Raw genomic sequence first — 16,111 nt, forward strand, 5'->3', positions numbered from 1 at the left:
GGGACACGAGTTTAGGGGCACGGAGCCCGGCGGCGTGCCGGGGGTGCCGCCGCCCGCCCCCGCGGGCGGCGGCGACACGGGAGGTCAGCCCGCCTGGTGTCCGGCGGCACGCCCGGCCTCCAGGCGCGCGACCGGGACGCGGAACGGCGAGCAGGACACGTAGTCCAGGCCGACCCTGTGGAAGAAGTGCACCGACGCGGGGTCGCCGCCGTGCTCGCCGCACACGCCCAGCTTGATGCCGGGGCGGGCGGCCCGCCCCTCCTCCGCGGCGATGCGGACCAGGCGGCCCACCCCGTCCACGTCCAGGGACTCGAAGGGCGACACGCCGAACACGCCCTTCTCCAGGTAGGCGGAGAAGAACGACGCCTCCACGTCGTCGCGCGAGAAACCCCACACCGTCTGGGTGAGGTCGTTGGTGCCGAACGAGAAGAACTCGGCGTGCTCGGCGATCTGCCCGGCGGTCAGGGCGGCGCGGGGCAGCTCGATCATGGTGCCGACCGGGAAGTCCAGCTCCAGGCCGTTCTCCTCGCCGACCTCGCGCAGCACCCGCAGCGCGTCGTCGCGGATGATCTCCAGCTCCTGGACCGTGCCCACCAGCGGGATCATGATCTCCGGCCGGGGGCGCCCGCCCGCGCGGACGCGGTCGACGGCGGCCTGGGCGATGGCCCGGACCTGCATGGTGAACAGGCCGGGGACGACCAGGCCCAGGCGCACGCCGCGCAGGCCCAGCATCGGGTTCTGCTCGTGCAGCCTGTGCACGGCCTGGAGCACCCGCAGGTCGTTCTCGTGGCTCTCGCCGCGGGCCTCGGCCACGGCCACGCGCACCGACAGCTCGGTGATGTCGGGCAGGAACTCGTGCAGCGGCGGGTCGAGCAGGCGCACGGTGACGGGCAGGCCGTCCATGGCCTCCAGGATGCCGTTGAAGTCGGCGCGCTGGAGCGGCAGCAGGGCCGCCAGGGCCTCGGTCTGCTCGTCCTCGGTGTCGGCCAGGATGAGCCGCTCCACCAGCTGGCGGCGGTCGCCCAGGAACATGTGCTCGGTGCGGCACAGGCCGATGCCCTGGGCGCCCATGCGCCGGGCGCGGGCGGCGTCCTCGGCGGTGTCGGCGTTGGCGCGCACCCGCATGCGGCGGGCGGCGTCCACGTAGTGCATGAGCCGGTCCACGGCGCGCACCAGGTCGTCGGCCTCGTCGGAGGCGGGGTCGATCTCGCCCTCGAAGTAGCGGACCACCGGGGAGTCCACGACGGGCACCTCCCCCAGGAACACCTTGCCGCTGGTGCCGTCGATGGAGATGACGTCGCCCTCCTCGATCACCTCGCCGCCCGGCGCGGTCAGCCGCCGGTTCTTGGTGTCGATGTCGATCTCCTCGGCGCCGCAGACGCAGGTCTTGCCCATGCCGCGGGCGACCACGGCGGCGTGCGAGGTCTTGCCGCCCCGGCTGGTGAGGATGCCCTCGGCGGCGATCATGCCCTCGAGGTCGTCGGGGTTGGTCTCGCGCCGGCACAGGATGACCTTCTCGCCGCTGCGGGACCACTTGACCGCGGTGTAGGAGTCGAACACGGCCTTGCCGACGGCCGCGCCCGGGGAGGCGTTCATGCCGCGGCCCAGCAGGTGGGCGCCGCCCGCGGCGACGGCGGCCTCGTCGAAGCGGGGGAACATCAGCTGGGCGAGCTGGTCGCCGGTGACCCGCTGGACGGCCTCGTCCAGGGTGATCATGCCCTGGTCCACGAGCTGGTCGGCGATGCGGAACGCGGCGGCGGCGGTGCGCTTGCCCACACGGGTCTGGAGCATCCACAGCCTCCCGCGCTCGATCGTGAACTCGATGTCGCACAGGTCGCGGTAGTGGTTCTCCAGGGTCTCCATGATCCCCATGAGCTGCTCGTAGCTGCGGGGGTCGATGCCCTCCAGGTCGGCGAGGGGCACGGTGTTGCGGATGCCGGCGACGACGTCCTCGCCCTGGGCGTTCTGGAGGTAGTCGCCGTAGACGCCCTGCTGGCCGGAGGCGGGGTCGCGGGTGAAGGCCACGCCGGTGCCGGAGTCCATGCCGAGGTTGCCGAAGACCATGGAGCAGACGTTGACCGCGGTGCCCAGGTCGGCGGGGATGCGCTCCTGGCGGCGGTAGAGGACGGCGCGGGGGGCGTTCCAGGAGTCGAAGACCGCCCGCACGGCGAGGATCATCTGCTCGCGGGGGTCGGTGGGGAAGGGGCTGCCGGTCTGCTCGTGGACGATGGCCTTGAAGCGGTCCACGAGGGCGCGGAAGTCGGCGGCGTCCAGGTCGAGGTCGTCGGTGACGCCCTTGGCGGCCTTGGCCTCGTCGATGGCGTCCTCGAACAGCTCGCCGTCGATGCCCTGGACGGTCTTGCCGAACATCTGGACGAGGCGGCGGTAGGAGTCCCAGGCGAAGCGCTCGTCGCCGCCCTGGCGGGCCAGGCCGACGACGGACTCGTCGTTGAGGCCGATGTTGAGGACGGTCTCCATCATGCCGGGCATGGAGAATCTGGCGCCCGACCGCACGCTGACCAGGAGCGGGTCGTCGGCCTGGCCGAGGCGGCGGCCCATGGCCTTCTCCAGCTCCTCGAGGTTCTCCTCCACCTCGGCCTCCAGGCCCGCGGGGAAGCCGCCGCTGGAGAGGTAGTGGCGGCAGGCCTCGGTGGTGATGGTGAAGCCCGGGGGGACGGGAAGGCCGAGGTTGGTCATCTCGGCGAGGTTGGCGCCCTTGCCGCCGAGGAGGTCCTTGAGGTCCTTGTTGCCCTCGGTGAACTTGTAGACGTACTTGGCCACGGGGGTTCTCCCTCGTTCGCTCGGCGACACCCCTGCGGGGTCGACCCTGGTGCCCGGATGGGCGCGACTCTATCCACTCCCTGCACGGCCACCCCTTCATGAACCACCTTTTTATTGCATTTTCCCAGCTCATGGGCTTTAAAAAGGTCTAGACCAATGGTCCATGAAGGGTGCACGTACCCCTTGACCTCGAAAGACACACGGGAGAGGGCAAGGGTCGGGGACTCCGCTGGTCACGGCGCCCGGAACGCACCCTAGCGGGTCCGGGGGGATCGGAACAGCGGCGGCCGACCCGAATCGACCACTCCGCGCCCGCGACCCCCGCGAAGACGGCACTGTGCCGCTCGACACACCCCTACCTTCAAGTAACCTACGGTTCCGTAAGTTAGGCTTCGAACAGGGCCCGACACCGTGCCGGGCCCGGGGATTACGGGGAGTGGAACGTGTCCAGGGACAAGGCGCGGGGAACCGGATACGCGCGGTCGCGGCAGCAGGAGGGCAGCCTCCCCGAGCGGGCCGCCGCCGCGGCCGAGGGGTTCGTGGAGGCGGTCAAACCCCGCCTGCGCGGCTGGCTGCACCTGGGCACCGCCCCGCTGGCCCTGGCCGCGGGCATCGTCCTGGTGGCCCTCTCCCCCACCGCGCCCGCCGTCGCGGCCAGCGCGGTCTACGCGCTCAGCTCGGTCCTGCTCTTCGGCACCTCCGCGATCTACCACGTGGGGCGCTGGTCGCCGCGGGCGCAGAAGGTCCTGCGCCGCATGGACCACTCGAACATCTACCTCATCATCGCGGGCACCTACACGCCGTTCATCGTGCTGGTGCTGGAGGGGACCCTGCGCACGGCGATGCTCGCCCTGGTCTGGGGCGGGGCGATCGCGGGGGTCGGGTTCAAACTGCTGTGGCTGAACTCCCCGCGCTGGCTGTCCACCGCGCTGTACCTGGCCATCGGCTGGGTGGCGGTGCTGTTCATCCCCGAGCTGGTCGCGGGGACCCACCCGGCGACGTGGATCCTCATCCTGGTCGGCGGGGTGCTCTACAGCGTCGGCGCGGTGGTCTACGGCATGAAGTGGCCCGACCCGGCACCCCGGTGGTTCGGCTTCCACGAGATCTTCCACTCGCTGACCATCGCCGCGTTCGTCTGCCACTACATCGCGGTCTCGTTCGTGGTCTACACCGCCGGCTGAGCGGCGGCCGGGCCCGAAGGCCCGGCCGCCCCCGGTCAGGCGAAACCGAACACCGGCGGGAACACCAGCACGACCACCGCGGCCCACGCCGCGTAGACCGGCAGGTAGGCCGTCTGCCACCGCTCGACCGCCGCGAACGGCCGGCGGCCGCGGACGAAGCCCGCGAGCAGCCACGCCGACCACACCAGGTGGACCAGCAGCACCAGGTTGAGCCCCAGGGCCGCGGTCTTGTTGGCGGTGAACCCGAACTCGGCGATCCGGGTCAGCATCGCCGTCAGCGCCACCGCGTTGACGGCGAGCGCCGCCCCGACCAGCGCCAGCTGGAGCCAGTCGAAGACCCCGGGCGGGGCCAGCGGGTCGCGGGCCGAGACCGAGTACAGCAGCAGGAACAGGACCAGCACCAGGATCGCGTCCATCAGGATGAGCAGCTCGCGGTCCACCGTGGTCAGCGGCCCGTTCACCAGCAGCACCACCAGGTCCGCCAGCAGCATCACGAGCGCCAGCGGGGTGAAGACCCGGGTCAGGACCGGTGCGATGTTCTCCACCACGCCCTTCTTGGCCTCCACCAGCCAGGCGGCCACCAGCAGCGCGCCGGGCCCGCCGAACGGCAGCAGCCAGTCCTCCATGAACGGTTCGAGGTCCACGCCGGCCAGGGAGAGCACGCCGGCGGTCAGCCCGAGCAGGACCATGGACCCCAGCATGATCAGCGCCAGGTACATCGCCAGCTCGCCGGTGAACCGCACGAAGTCCATCCGCCGGTCGTGGGAGCGCCAGTCCCCGCCGGTGTGCAGGACGCCCGCGAGCAGCCACAGCAGGACCGGGGCGTGCGTGAACGCGAGCACGCCGGTCATCCCGGGCGCGGGGTACGGCCCACCCGTGGTCTCGAAGGGGTACAGGTCGACCGCCAGCAGCGGCACCGCCGCGACGGCCGCCGTCACCGCCCACACGCGCCAGGGGACGCGCCGCTTCCACGCGAACCACCCGGCCAGGAACGGCAGGACCACGAAGGCCAGGTTGCGGACCAGCACGAACTCGTCGTCGACCAGGGTGGCCAGCAGCTTGACCGCCAGCCCGGCGCCGAGCGCGAACGCGATCATCACCGCGAGCTCGCGCCAGCGCGCCGGCCCGCCCGCGCCGTCGTCGGCCTCGGGGACCAGGACGAGCTGCTTCCAGAGGCGTTCGGAGTGCTCCCGCGCGAACTCCCGCGACACCTCGTCCAGGTTGCCCATGCGCTTGACCGCCACGAGGAAGGCCTCCTCGGCGTCCAGGCCGTTCGCCTCCAGGTCGGCGATCCGCTCGCGCAGGTGGTCCTCCATCTCCTCCACGTCCGCGGCGGAGATGGCCTTGCGGCGGCGGACGAAACCGCGCCACTGGTCGATCTGCTCCTCCACGCCGCCCGTCATGCGATCCCTCCCGCCGGTGCCGCGCCGCCCGGGAGCGGGTGGTGTGCGGCGGCCTCCCAGACCTGCTTGAGCGTGTCCGCGACGACGCTCCACTGCGCGCGCCTCTCGGCCAGCGCCGCCAGCCCCTCCTCCGTGATGGCGTAGTGCTTGCGGCGGCGCCCCGCCTCGGACGTGCCCCAGGACGCCCGGACGTGGCCGTTGCGCTCCAGCCGGTGGAGCAGGGGGTAGAGCATCCCGTCCGTCCACTGCATGCGCCCGCCGGAGAGCTCGTTGACGCGTTTGACGATCGCGTAGCCGTAGGACTCGCCCTCGGCCAGGATGCCCAGGACGAGCGGCGTGGCCGAGGCCGCGACGAGGTCCTTGTCGATGTGCATGCGCCTTCCTCATACCTAGTTCTGCTAGGGATGGTAACCCTAGCAGACCTAGGCATAGAAGAACTAGGTATCCGGTGCGCACCGGTCCGTCGTCACGATTCGCTTACGCGGTAGGGCAAACCACGACAAACAACCCTTTGCCGCCCGGGCCCGACCGCTAGGTTGGGCACAGGGTCCCCTCGGCCGTGTGCGGCCGGGGCCCACAGAGGCGGCCGGAGACCATCCCCCCGGGTCCGGCCGTCTCGCCCACAACGACGGCGCCGCCCGTGCCCCCTCGGGGCACGGGCGGCGTTGTGGCGTGCACGCGGGGCGCCGGCCGTTCCGGAGCGGCACCGCCGGGAACGGCGGTCGCCCGCCCCCGCCCTCGGCGGGCGGTGGCGGGCGACGGGGCCGTGCGTCGGCGGGGCGCCGGTCAGCAGCCGGGCAGGCGCTCGAACAGGTAGGTCTCCACCCGGTCCAGCGACACCCGCTCCTGGGACATGGTGTCGCGCTCGCGCACGGTCACCGCCTCGTCCTCCAGGGTGTCGAAGTCGACCGTGACGCAGAACGGCGTGCCGATCTCGTCCTGGCGGCGGTAGCGGCGGCCGATCGCGCCGGCGTCGTCGAACTCCACGTTCCAGCGGCGGCGCAGCCGCGCGGCCAGGTCGCGGGCCTTGGGCGACAGGTCGGCGTTGCGCGACAGCGGCAGCACCGCGGCCTTGACCGGGGCCAGGCGCGGGTCCAGGCGCATGACGGCGCGCTTCTCCAGCTTGCCCTTGGCGTTGGGCGCCTCGTCGACGTTGTAGGCGTCGAGCATGAACGTCAGGACCGCGCGGTCGACACCGGCCGCGGGCTCGATGACGAACGGGGTGTAGCGCTCGTTGTTCTCCTGGTCGAAGTACGACAGGTCCACACCGGAGGCCTCGGAGTGCGTCTTGAGGTCGTAGTCGGTGCGGTTGGCGATGCCCTCCAGCTCACCCCACTCGCTGCCGATGAAGTTGAACCGGTACTCGATGTCCACGGTGCGCTTGGAGTAGTGGGACAGCTTCTCCTGCGGGTGCTCGTACAGGCGCAGGTTGTCCTTGGCGATGCCCAGGTCGACGTACCACTGCAGGCGGGTGTCGATCCAGTACTGGTGCCATTCCTCGTCCGAGCCCGGCTTGCAGAAGAACTCCATCTCCATCTGCTCGAACTCGCGGGTGCGGAAGATGAAGTTGCCGGGGGTGATCTCGTTGCGGAACGACTTGCCGATCTGGCCGATGCCGAAGGGGACCTTGCGGCGGGCGCTCTGCTCGACGTTCTTGTAGTTGATGAAGATGCCCTGGGCGGTCTCCGGGCGCAGGTAGGCCAGGCCCTTCTCGTCCTGGACCGGGCCCAGGTAGGTGCGCAGCAGGCCGTTGAACATGCGCGGCTCGGTGAAGGAGTTCTTGGCGCCGCAGTTGGGGCAGGACAGCGCGGACAGGCCGCCCTCCGGCTCGTGGCCGTGCTTCTCCTCGTAGGCCTCGATGAGGTGGTCGGCGCGGAAGCGCTTGTGGCAGGACTGGCACTCGGTGAGCGGGTCGACGAACTCGCGCACGTGGCCGGAGGCCTCCCAGACCTCACGGGCGAGGATGACGCTGGAGTCCAGGCCGACGATGTCGTCGCGCTCCTGGACCATCGTGCGCCACCACTGGCGCTTGACGTTGTTCTTCAGCTCCACACCCAGCGGGCCGTAGTCCCAGGCGGCGCGCAGGCCACCGTAGATCTCGCTGGAGGGGTACACCAGACCCCGTCGCTTGGCGAGGTTGACCAGTGCGTCCATTGCCTCTGACTTTGCGGCCATGGGGTGACTCTCCATCCGGCTGGCGGTCGGTGGATCGCAGTGCGCGATACATCGGTGTGTACTGGGAAAGGGGTCGCCCACCGGTACCGGGAGTGGCCACGGTGAGTGCCCGTCCACCCAGGCTAGAGCACCGGCCGGGCCCGCGCGCACGGATTGTTCGGTCAGGAAGCGGGAGGAGTCGGGCTTTCCGCGTCCATGATCTCGAAGGCGGTCGGCTCGTCCAGCGCCCGCGACAGCAGCGGCACGGCGTGGACCTTGACGTCGAAGTCCGAGAGCGCCCGCCGGTAGAAGCCCGCCCCGTCCCACTCCGTGACCACCGTCCACAGCGTGGGCTCGTCGGCGGCCCGTCCCAGCCGGTGGCCCCGGTACCCGGGGCGGCGGGAGAGCACTTCGACCGCCCGGGCGGCGTCGGCGCGGAAGGCCTCGACATCGGCCTCGGACACGGAGTAGCGGGTGATGACGATCACGCCCCCATTCTGGCGCACCGCGCCCCCGTCTCCGTACGGGGGACGGGGGCGGCGGGGCGGCGGGCACGGGCCCGCCGCCCCGGCCGGCGTCAGTCGGCGCCGAAGACCCGGTCGACCACGCGGCGGGCCGCACCGCCGTCGTCGAGCGGGCAGAACTGCTCCACGAACGCCCGGTAGGCCCGGGCGCTGTCGCGCGCCACGTCGTCGATCCCGCGCAGGGCCTCGATGACCTGGTCGGACTCCATCAGCAGCGGCCCCGGCGCGGTCTCCTCGAAGTCGAAGTAGAACCCGCGCAGGTTGTCCCGGTACCCCTCCAGGTCATAGGTGAAGAAGAGCATCGGGCGCCCCGTGTTGGCGAAGTCGAACATCATCGACGAGTAGTCGGTGATGAGCACGTCCGTCACCAGGAACAGCTCCATGATCTCGGGGTACAGCGACACGTCGTGGACGAAGTCGCGGCCCACGATCGGCACGCTGTCCACCACGCGCGGGTGGCGGCGCACCAGCAGCACGTGGTCCTTGCCCAGCTCGTCGTACAGCCGCTGGAGGTCCAGGTGCAGGTCCAGCTTGTGCTTGCCGCGGGTGTAGTACTTGTCGTCGCGCCAGGTCGGCGCGTACAGCACCACCTTCTTGTCCTCGGGCAGCCCGAGCCGGGCGCGGGTGCGCTCCGCGATCGCGTCCCGCTCGGGCGAGAAGAAGACGTCGTTGCGCGGGTACCCGGTCTCCAGGATCTCGCCCTCGAACCGGAAGGCGCTGCGCAGGATGGGCGTCGCCCACGGGCTCGGGGACACCAGGTAGTCCCACTGCCGCGTCTCCCAGGCCAGCTTGTCGAAGTAGTCCCGGGACTTGCCGCGGATGTTCTCCACGTCGAAGCCGATGCGCTTGAGCATCGACCCGTGCCAGGTCTGCACGACGGTCTGGTCCGGGTGGCGGTGGAACCACGCCGGCTGCCGGGAGTTGGTGACCAGGTACCGGCTGCGCGCCAGCCCCTCGTAGTACTCGCGGCCGCGGTGGCGGACCCGGGTGAGGTCCTCGGGCAGGTTCACCTGCCCGTCGGCGACCAGCCACGACATGGGGTGGTCGGCCCAGCGCTCGCGGCGGCGCAGCTCGGCGTAGATGCTCTGCGGGCTGTCGGAGTACTGGCGGCCGGTGTAGGTGTCGAAGAGGACGCCGTCCACGACCGGTTCCAGCCGCTGCGCCGGGTAGAAGGTCTCGCGCAGCTCGCGCTGGGCGAAGGTGCCCTGCTCGGCGGGGCGCAGGTCGCCGCCGACCTGGAGGACCGGGATGCCCCGGCCCTGGTAGGAGAGGGTGTAGCCGCGCTCCGCGGTCTGCATCTCCAGCGGCAGCGAGGCGAGCAGGTCCTCGGCGAACTCCACGCCCACGTCCGCGTGGCGCTCCCCCGACTCCGGCGTGTCCACCCGCCCCCACAGCTGGTACCCGCCCGCGGGCAGCGACAGGGTCCCGGACAGCGTGGGGACGTCGGCCGGGGAGAACCGGGCGGTGAACCGCTCCCCGGAGCGCTCCACCTCCAGCGCGTGCTCCTCGTCGCGCCCGCGCGCCTTGGCGACCAGGCTCAGCTCGGCGGCGGCCCGGAAGACCCCGGACAGCACCAGGGTCCGCCCCTCCCAGCGGGCCTCCTCCACCGAGGGCCGGGCGTGGCCCGCGCGCAGCCGCAGGTGGCCGACGGCCGAGCGCAGCACGGACAGTTCGCGGCGGCCGTCGCCGTCGGCGTAGGCGGCCGGCGCGACCTCCTCCGGCACGACCAGGGACACCACCTGCTTCTCGCGGGTGACCAGGTGGGCGTCCCAGGTCTCCTGGCGGATGACGCCGCCGCACTCGTCGACGGCGCGGTCGTACAGGTCGCCAGCGGCGATCCTGGCCTCGAACCGGCCGCCCTCGGACTCCAGCGGCACGCTGACCGTGGCGGTGCCGGGCCGCCGGGTCAGTCTCAGCTCGACGGCCTCGGCCGCGGGTGCGGCGACGGGTTCGCCGCGCAGCTCCAGCACCCCGGCGCGCTCGTCGAACCGGTGCCCGGTGATCCTGGCCAGGCAGGGCTCCACACTGATGACCAGCTGCTGGTCGCGGCTCCAGTGCGGGCGGACCCACACCTCCTCGTCGACCCGCTGGTAGGCGGGCCGCTTGGCGGGGCCGGGCACCGGGTTGGAGACGGTCCGGCGCCGGGTGATGCCCCGGTTGAGGACGACCAGTTCGATCTTCCAGTCGGAGGCGTCCCAGCGGCCGGAGTCGCGCAGTCGGCGCGGGTCGACGATGACGGTGAAGCCGCCGTAGTCGTGCCGGGCGGCGTCGAGCACGTCGGGCAGCCGGTACTCGGCGGCGCGGCGGATGCGCACCGGCAGGCGGACCCGGCGGCGGTCGTCGGAGCGCACCGCGTAGGCGGTGACGTGCTGGTGCCAGCGGCGGTGGGCGCGCAGGTGGCGGATGCCCAGCCGGCCGCGGATGTGCAGCCGCCCGTCCTCCCAGGCGATCTCCTCGGTCTTCTGGCGGACCTTGATGTCGTCGTCGACGCGGTAGATCTCTCGGGGGACGGCCTTGGCCGGGTCCTCGGACTCGAAGAAGGGGTAGCGGATGTAGTAGCCGAACCCGCGCCGGACCAGCGTGGCCTTCTTGATCTCGACGCTCTTGGCGAAGGTGGCGACCTCCAGCACGTCCTCGACCCGGTGCTTGCGGACCAGGTGGTACAGCAGGCGGTCCAGGACGCCGAGGCCGTCGAGCAGGCGGGCGGGCACGTGGTCGAGGTAGGTGTTGACCAGCGCGACGGCGGTGGCGCGGGTCTCCTCGTCGGCGTCGTCGAGCCGCATCAGCAGGCGGTGCAGCTCGCCGTGCAGGAGCGTGCGGTCCCACAGGTCGCGGTCATGGGTGGCCAGTCCCTCGGCGAGCCGGGTCATGGCGCCCAGTCTGCGGGTGAGGGTGTCCTCGTCCAGGGGGAGCGCCTCCCGCTCGCTGCGGCGCCTGAGCAGGGCGGGCCCGGGCAGGACGTCCACGGTGCGGGCGGACAGGGCGGCGCGGCGCAGGCCGAGGTCGGCGTCGTCGGGGTGCAGGCCGTGGTCGGTGAGGGAGTTCCAGAAGTCGCGCCGCCACAGCTTGTTGCCCAGGACGCCGTCGGAGGCCAGTCCGGGGATGTTCCGGGGGTCCTCGGCCAGGCGCGGGCGGGCGTAGTGGCGGCGGTGGCGCTTGGAGGGCGCGGCGCCCAGCTCGTCGAACATGTACACGTTGCCGACGACCAGGTCGGATCCGCTGTCCAGGGCGCTGCCCAGCAGGTAGGAGAGCGCGTAGCCGGTGAGGGCGTCGGAGCCCTCCAGGAAGAGCAGGTGCCCGCCGCGGGCGGCCGCGGCCCCGCGGGCGCGGGCAGCGGGCGCGTCCGGCGCGGGGTCGTCGGCCAGCAGGACGGCGGTGACCCCCGCGGGGGGCGCGGCGGCGAACGCCGCGGCGACGGCCAGGGCGTCCTGGGCCCGGTCGACGGCCTCGTCCCCCTGCTCGCCCTCCTCGCCGGGGGCCCCGTTGCCGGGGGCGGTGCCGTCCTGTTCGTTCTCGTCGTCCTCCTCGTCCGGGGCGGCGTCGGACACGGCCGTGCCGGGCGCGGAGGCGTCGGGCGCTCCGGTGCGGGGCGCAGCGGTCGCCGGGCGGACGGGGACGAGGACGACCTCGATCCCCGCGTCCGCACCGGACGCGGGCTCTCCCCCTCCCGGGAGGCCGGTCTGGCGGCCCAGGGAGTCGAGGCAGTGCTGGAGATGGGGCTCGGTGACGTCGAACGTCACGATGACTGTCGGTTCGGGCACGGAAGTTGACACCCTCCGAAGGGTTCGCGCATGCGGGACCCGGCAGATGCGGCTCGCGCGTGGACGGTAACGGTGCTGGGAGCTTTTCGTGGTTCTCTTTTCACCCTGAGTGAGAGGTCCCTCGACGGGGGTGTCCTCTCCGGGGGATGGGGAGGCCGCGCGGGGCCGGTCGGGTTCGACGTCGGCCGCGGGCCGGAGCCCTGCACTAGGGTTTCGGTACAAGTATCACAGGAGTGGGAATCGGGCGCTCCGGACGGGTATCGGTCGTGTGACGACCCGGCCCGATGCCACCCGAGAGCGAACGGACCCCCATGGCACCTCCCGAACACGGTGATGACAAGCGAACGGACGAGGGAGGCGCTCCCCTGCCCTCCGGGGACTCCCTGTACACCCCGGGCGCGGGGCCGGTGCGCCGGGCGGTGGAGCGGCGCAGCGCGGTGCCCCTGGTGTGGCTGCACCGGGCGCCGCGGTGGCTGTCGCCGGTGCTGCTGGGGGCGCTGTTCGTGGCGGGGCTGCTGGCCCCGGGGCTGGCGGGCGGGCTGTGCCTGCTGCCGGTGGCGCTGTTCCTGGCCTGGCTCGCGTACCTGACCTGGCCCTCGCTGGACTCCCGGCAGCGGGCCCCGCGGGTGCTGATCGTGGTGGTGATCGCGGTGCTGGCGGTGGCCCGGTTCCTGGGGTTCTGAAGTGTTATCCCCCCGAGTCCGGGTATTTTGACAATCATTTTCGTTTTCGTGATAATGGGGTTCGTGTACGCCCAGATCAGGGACGAGTCGGTCCCGCCCGCCTTCCAGGCCATCGACGCCCGCGTCTCCTACGACGGGGTCCCCGTCCTGGACGGGGTGAGCACGGCGATACGGGCGGGCGAGACCGTGGCCGTCCTGGGCCCCAACGGGTCGGGCAAGTCCACCCTCATGCGCGCGATGCTCGGCATCGTGCCGCTCTCCTCCGGCGAGATCCGCGTCCACGGCGCACCGCTGTCCCGGTTCCGGGACTGGCGCCGGATCGGGTACGTGCCCCAGCGGCTCACCGCGGGCGGCGCCGTGCCCGCCACGGTGCGCGAGATCGTCTCCTCCGGGCAGGTCGCCGCGCGCCGCCGGCTGTCGCTGCCCACGCGCGCCGACCGGGCCGCGGTCGACGAGGCCCTGGCCGCCGTCGGCCTGACCGACCTGGCCCGCGCCTCGGTGCGCGAGCTGTCGGGGGGCCAGCAGCAGCGCGTGCTCATCGCCCGCGCCCTGGCCGGGCGCCCCGACACCTTCGTCATGGACGAGCCGATGGCCGGGGTGGACCACGAGAACCAGCGCGCGCTCGCCCGCACCATCACCCGCCTGCGCGACCAGGGCTCCACCGTCGTCCTGGTCCTGCACGAGCTGGGACCGCTGGAGGACGTCATCGGACGCTCCGTGGTGCTGGAGTCGGGCCGGATCGTGCACGACGGCGCCCCGCCCGCGCCGACCGGCGAGTGCGCCCGGCCCGGCCACGAGCACCAGCACCCCCACCCCGACCCCAACGACCCCGACCCGCGGGCGGCCGAGCCGTCCTCCCCCGCGGACCTGATGCGACTCGAGGTGCCCGGCCGTGATTGACCTCCTCCAGTACGAGTTCATGCGGCGCGCGCTGATCGCCGCGGTGCTGGTCGGCCTGATCACCCCGGTCATCGGCACCTACCTGGTGCAGCGGCGGCTGGCCCTGCTGGGCGACGGCATCGGGCACGTCGCCCTGACCGGCGTGGCCCTGGGCCTGCTCACCGGCACCTCGCCGCTGCTCACCGCCGCCATCGTGTCGATGATCGGCGCGGTCCTCATCGAGGTGGTGCGGACGCGCACCCGCACCAGCGGGGACGTGGCCCTGGCGCTGCTGTTCTACGGCGGCATCGCGGGCGGCGTGCTCCTCATCGGGCTCACCCCGGGGGCGAGCAACGCCACCCTGACCGGGTTCCTGTTCGGCTCGGTGAGCACCGTGAGCGAGGAGGACCTGTGGGTCGTCGCGGTGCTGGCGCTGGGCGTGGCCGCCGTGGTCGCGGTGTTCGGCCGCGAGCTGTTCGTGCTGTGCCAGGACGAGGAGGTGGCCCGGGCCCACGGGCTCCCGGTGCGCTTCCTGAGCGTGCTGCTGGCCGTTACCGCCGCGTTGACGGTGGTGATCGCGATGCGCGTGGTGGGCCTGCTCATGGTGAGCGCCCTGATGATCGTCCCGGTGGTCGCCGCCCAGCAGCTCACCCGCAGTTTCCGGGTGACGATGTCACTGGCCGTGGTGATCGGCCTGCTGTCCTCGCTGGGCGGGCTGAGCACCGCGTTCTACGCCGACCTGGCCCCCGGCGCCACGATCGTGCTGCTGGCCCTGGCCGTCTTCGTCGTGGCGGTGGGCGTGGGCGGGGTCCTGCGCCGGGCCTCGGGGCACAGGGCCGCCAGCACCCGGCCACCCGCCGTCACCGCGGAGGCCGGTACGATGCCCGAGAGCGATCCGGGGAGGGTGAGCCGTTGAGTACGACGACACGACGTGAGGCGGTCCGTCGGGCGTTGAACGCGTCCAGCGGTTTCCGCAGCGCCCAGGACCTGTACGCGGACCTGCGCGCCGAGGGTTCCAAGATCGGCCTGACCACCGTCTACCGGGCGCTCCAGGCGCTGAGCGACTCCGGCGAGATCGACGTGCTGCGCACCGACGACGGCGAGGCCGTCTACCGCGCCTGCGGCAGCGAGAGCCACCACCACCACCTGGTGTGCCGGGTGTGCTCGACCGCCGTGGAGGTGGAGGGGCCGGCCGTGGAGCGCTGGGCCGCCGAGATGGGCGAGGCCCACGGGTTCACCGGTGTCACCCACAGTGTGGAGATCTTCGGGACCTGCGCGTCCTGCTCCCGCCGGAGCTGAGGGCTCCGCGCGCCCGCGCCCGTCCGAGAGGCGACCCCATGGACGACCACCCCCTGCTGGGGCCGGAGATCGACGTCCGCTCCCTGTTCCCCGCGGAGCGGGCCGCCCTGCTGTCCCTGCTGCGCTCCCTGGAGCCCGGTCAGTGGAGGGCCGAGGCCGTGCCCGGCTGGAGCGTGCGGGACCTGGCCGCCCACCTGCTGGGCGACGACTACGGACGGCCGACCTGGCGCCGGAGGCGGCCGGGCCGGTGCTGGACACCTTCCTGCGCGCCCTGCCCCACACGCTGCGCGGGTTCGGGGCCGAACCCGGCACCAGGGCCCGGGTCGTGGTGGAGGGCCCCGCGGGCGGGACGTGGACGGTGGTGCGCGCCGGCGGGGGCTGGGCGCACGACCCGTCTCCGGGGGCCCCGGCCGCCGCGACCGTGCGGCTGGACGCCGACACGGCCTGGCGGATGTGCACGAGGATGATCGACCCCGGTGAGGCCGCCGCGCGGGGCGTCCTCACCGGGGACCGGGAACTGGCGGCCGCCTGCTGCCGGATCGTGTCGATCCTGCGCTGAGGGCCGGCGGGCCGGTGCGGGATCCCGCCCAGGGCCGCTCCCCGGTCAGTGCTCCCGGCGCAGCGGCTCCAGGGCCGGGCGCTTGGCGGTGACGTTGTCGCCGGAGGAGCGGCCGGTCAGGCGGCGGTGGATCCACGGCATCAGGAACTCGCGCGCCCAGTGCAGGTCCTCCTGGCGGGCGGCCCGCCAGTCGCGGGGCTCCGCGGGCGGCCACGGCTCCTTCCAGTCGCCCTCGACGGGCACGCCCAGGACCTCGCACACGCGCAGGGCCAGGCGGCGGTGGCCCTCCGGGGAGAGGTGGAGGCGGTCCCAGTTCCAGGCCCGGGGGTCGTCGAGGATCCGCATGCTCCACACATCGACCACGTCGCAGCCGTAGCGGTCGGCGATGGCGCGCATGTGCATGTTGTAGGTGGCGATCTTGCCGCGCATGTGGCGCATGACCGGCTGCCAGTTGGTGTCGAAGCCGGTGAAGACCACGATGCGCGCGCCGGTGCGGGAGAGTTCCGCGATGGCCTCCGCGAAGACCACGGCCACCGCGTCGGGGTCCGAGCCGGGGCGGATGATGTCGTTGCCGCCGGCGCAGAGGGTGATGAGGTCGGGGGAGAGTTCGACGGCGCGGGGCAGCTGCTCGTCGACGATCTGCCGGATCAGCCGGCCGCGGACCGCGAGGTTGGCGTAGCGGACCTCGCCGACGTGGTCGGCGAGGTGCTCGGCCACCCGGTCCGCCCAGCCGCGGTACCGCCCGTTGGGCACGCTGTCGCTGTCCGGGTAGGGGTCGCTCATGCCCTCGGTGAAGCTGTCCCCGAGGGCGACGTAGGACAGGATGTCCTTCTTGGTGAGGTCGTTCGTCCCAAAGCCGCTCATGGTAGACGATGATGCAACCACGC

13 protein-coding genes are annotated in these 16,111 nt (G+C 72.5%); 6 read left to right on the forward strand and 7 right to left on the reverse strand.

What is annotated here, in order from left to right; all coding sequences use genetic code 11:
- Positions 1–84 precede the first annotated feature (84 nt).
- Complete coding sequence (ppdK, locus tag KGD84_RS23835) at positions 85–2,781, reverse strand: pyruvate, phosphate dikinase (protein WP_220562608.1); 2,697 nt, start codon at positions 2,779–2,781, stop codon at positions 85–87.
- Between the two features lie 443 nt (positions 2,782–3,224).
- On the opposite strand from ppdK, the gene trhA reads away from it, so the two are divergent.
- Complete coding sequence (gene trhA, locus KGD84_RS23840; RefSeq protein ID WP_220562609.1) at positions 3,225–3,962, forward strand: PAQR family membrane homeostasis protein TrhA; 738 nt, start codon at positions 3,225–3,227, stop codon at positions 3,960–3,962.
- A 35-nt stretch (positions 3,963–3,997) separates the two neighbouring features.
- On the opposite strand, the gene KGD84_RS23845 is transcribed toward trhA, so the two are convergent.
- The 5 genes from KGD84_RS23845 to KGD84_RS23865 form a co-directional block, all read right to left on the reverse strand.
- Positions 3,998–5,365 (reverse strand): permease prefix domain 1-containing protein, encoded by a 1,368-nt coding sequence (locus tag KGD84_RS23845; protein WP_220562610.1) that lies wholly within the window; start codon positions 5,363–5,365, stop codon positions 3,998–4,000.
- Positions 5,362–5,739 carry a PadR family transcriptional regulator gene (locus tag KGD84_RS23850; protein WP_220562611.1) on the reverse strand — a complete coding sequence of 126 codons (378 nt, stop codon included), beginning with the start codon at positions 5,737–5,739 and terminating at the stop codon, positions 5,362–5,364. The genes KGD84_RS23845 and KGD84_RS23850 overlap by 4 nt, the downstream gene beginning before the upstream one ends.
- A 412-nt stretch (positions 5,740–6,151) precedes the next feature.
- Positions 6,152–7,540, reverse strand: a complete 1,389-nt coding sequence (locus KGD84_RS23855) for a glycine--tRNA ligase (RefSeq protein ID WP_220562612.1) — start codon at positions 7,538–7,540, stop codon at positions 6,152–6,154.
- 161 nt (positions 7,541–7,701) lie between these two features.
- A complete protein-coding gene (locus tag KGD84_RS23860; protein ID WP_220562613.1) occupies positions 7,702–8,007 on the reverse strand; it encodes an antibiotic biosynthesis monooxygenase family protein in 306 nt (101 codons plus the stop codon).
- An 89-nt stretch (positions 8,008–8,096) separates the two neighbouring features.
- Positions 8,097–11,804, reverse strand: coding sequence for a CDP-glycerol glycerophosphotransferase family protein (locus KGD84_RS23865; RefSeq protein ID WP_220562614.1), 3,708 nt, complete (start codon positions 11,802–11,804; stop codon positions 8,097–8,099).
- Between the two features lie 311 nt (positions 11,805–12,115).
- Between KGD84_RS23865 and KGD84_RS23870 the strand changes: the two genes are divergently transcribed.
- The 5 genes from KGD84_RS23870 to KGD84_RS23890 all read left to right on the forward strand — a co-directional run bounded on the left by KGD84_RS23870 (position 12,116) and on the right by KGD84_RS23890 (position 15,224).
- Complete coding sequence (locus KGD84_RS23870) at positions 12,116–12,487, forward strand: DUF6703 family protein (protein ID WP_220562615.1); 372 nt, start codon at positions 12,116–12,118, stop codon at positions 12,485–12,487.
- A 63-nt stretch (positions 12,488–12,550) separates the two neighbouring features.
- Positions 12,551–13,387, forward strand: a complete 837-nt coding sequence (locus KGD84_RS23875) for a metal ABC transporter ATP-binding protein (protein WP_255646769.1) — start codon at positions 12,551–12,553, stop codon at positions 13,385–13,387.
- On the forward strand, positions 13,380–14,282 hold the full coding sequence (locus KGD84_RS23880; RefSeq protein ID WP_220562616.1) for a metal ABC transporter permease: 903 nt from the start codon (positions 13,380–13,382) through the stop codon (positions 14,280–14,282). The genes KGD84_RS23875 and KGD84_RS23880 overlap by 8 nt, the downstream gene beginning before the upstream one ends.
- Positions 14,279–14,665 (forward strand): Fur family transcriptional regulator, encoded by a 387-nt coding sequence (locus tag KGD84_RS23885; RefSeq protein WP_220562617.1) that lies wholly within the window; start codon positions 14,279–14,281, stop codon positions 14,663–14,665. The genes KGD84_RS23880 and KGD84_RS23885 overlap by 4 nt, the downstream gene beginning before the upstream one ends.
- A 247-nt stretch (positions 14,666–14,912) precedes the next feature.
- Positions 14,913–15,224, forward strand: coding sequence for an SCP2 sterol-binding domain-containing protein (locus KGD84_RS23890; RefSeq protein WP_255646770.1), 312 nt, complete (start codon positions 14,913–14,915; stop codon positions 15,222–15,224).
- A 45-nt stretch (positions 15,225–15,269) separates the two neighbouring features.
- Here KGD84_RS23890 and KGD84_RS23895 read toward each other — a convergent pair whose 3' ends face one another.
- Positions 15,270–16,088 carry an SGNH/GDSL hydrolase family protein gene (locus KGD84_RS23895; protein WP_220562618.1) on the reverse strand — a complete coding sequence of 273 codons (819 nt, stop codon included), beginning with the start codon at positions 16,086–16,088 and terminating at the stop codon, positions 15,270–15,272.
- Positions 16,089–16,111 lie beyond the last annotated feature (23 nt).

The organism is Nocardiopsis changdeensis (assembly GCF_018316655.1).
Lineage (GTDB): Bacteria > Actinomycetota > Actinomycetes > Streptosporangiales > Streptosporangiaceae > Nocardiopsis > Nocardiopsis changdeensis.

What these genes read in the sequence shown, in the direction of transcription:
- KGD84_RS23845 (WP_220562610.1), bottom strand. Translation starts at nt 5,365, where the DNA reads ATGACGGGCGGCGTGGAGGAGCAGATCGACCAGTGGCGCGGTTTCGTC.
- KGD84_RS23895 (WP_220562618.1), bottom strand. Translation starts at nt 16,088, where the DNA reads ATGAGCGGCTTTGGGACGAACGACCTCACCAAGAAGGACATCCTGTCC.
- KGD84_RS23870 (WP_220562615.1), top strand. Translation starts at nt 12,116, where the DNA reads ATGGCACCTCCCGAACACGGTGATGACAAGCGAACGGACGAGGGAGGC.
- KGD84_RS23855 (WP_220562612.1), bottom strand. Translation starts at nt 7,540, where the DNA reads ATGGCCGCAAAGTCAGAGGCAATGGACGCACTGGTCAACCTCGCCAAG.
- KGD84_RS23850 (WP_220562611.1), bottom strand. Translation starts at nt 5,739, where the DNA reads ATGCACATCGACAAGGACCTCGTCGCGGCCTCGGCCACGCCGCTCGTC.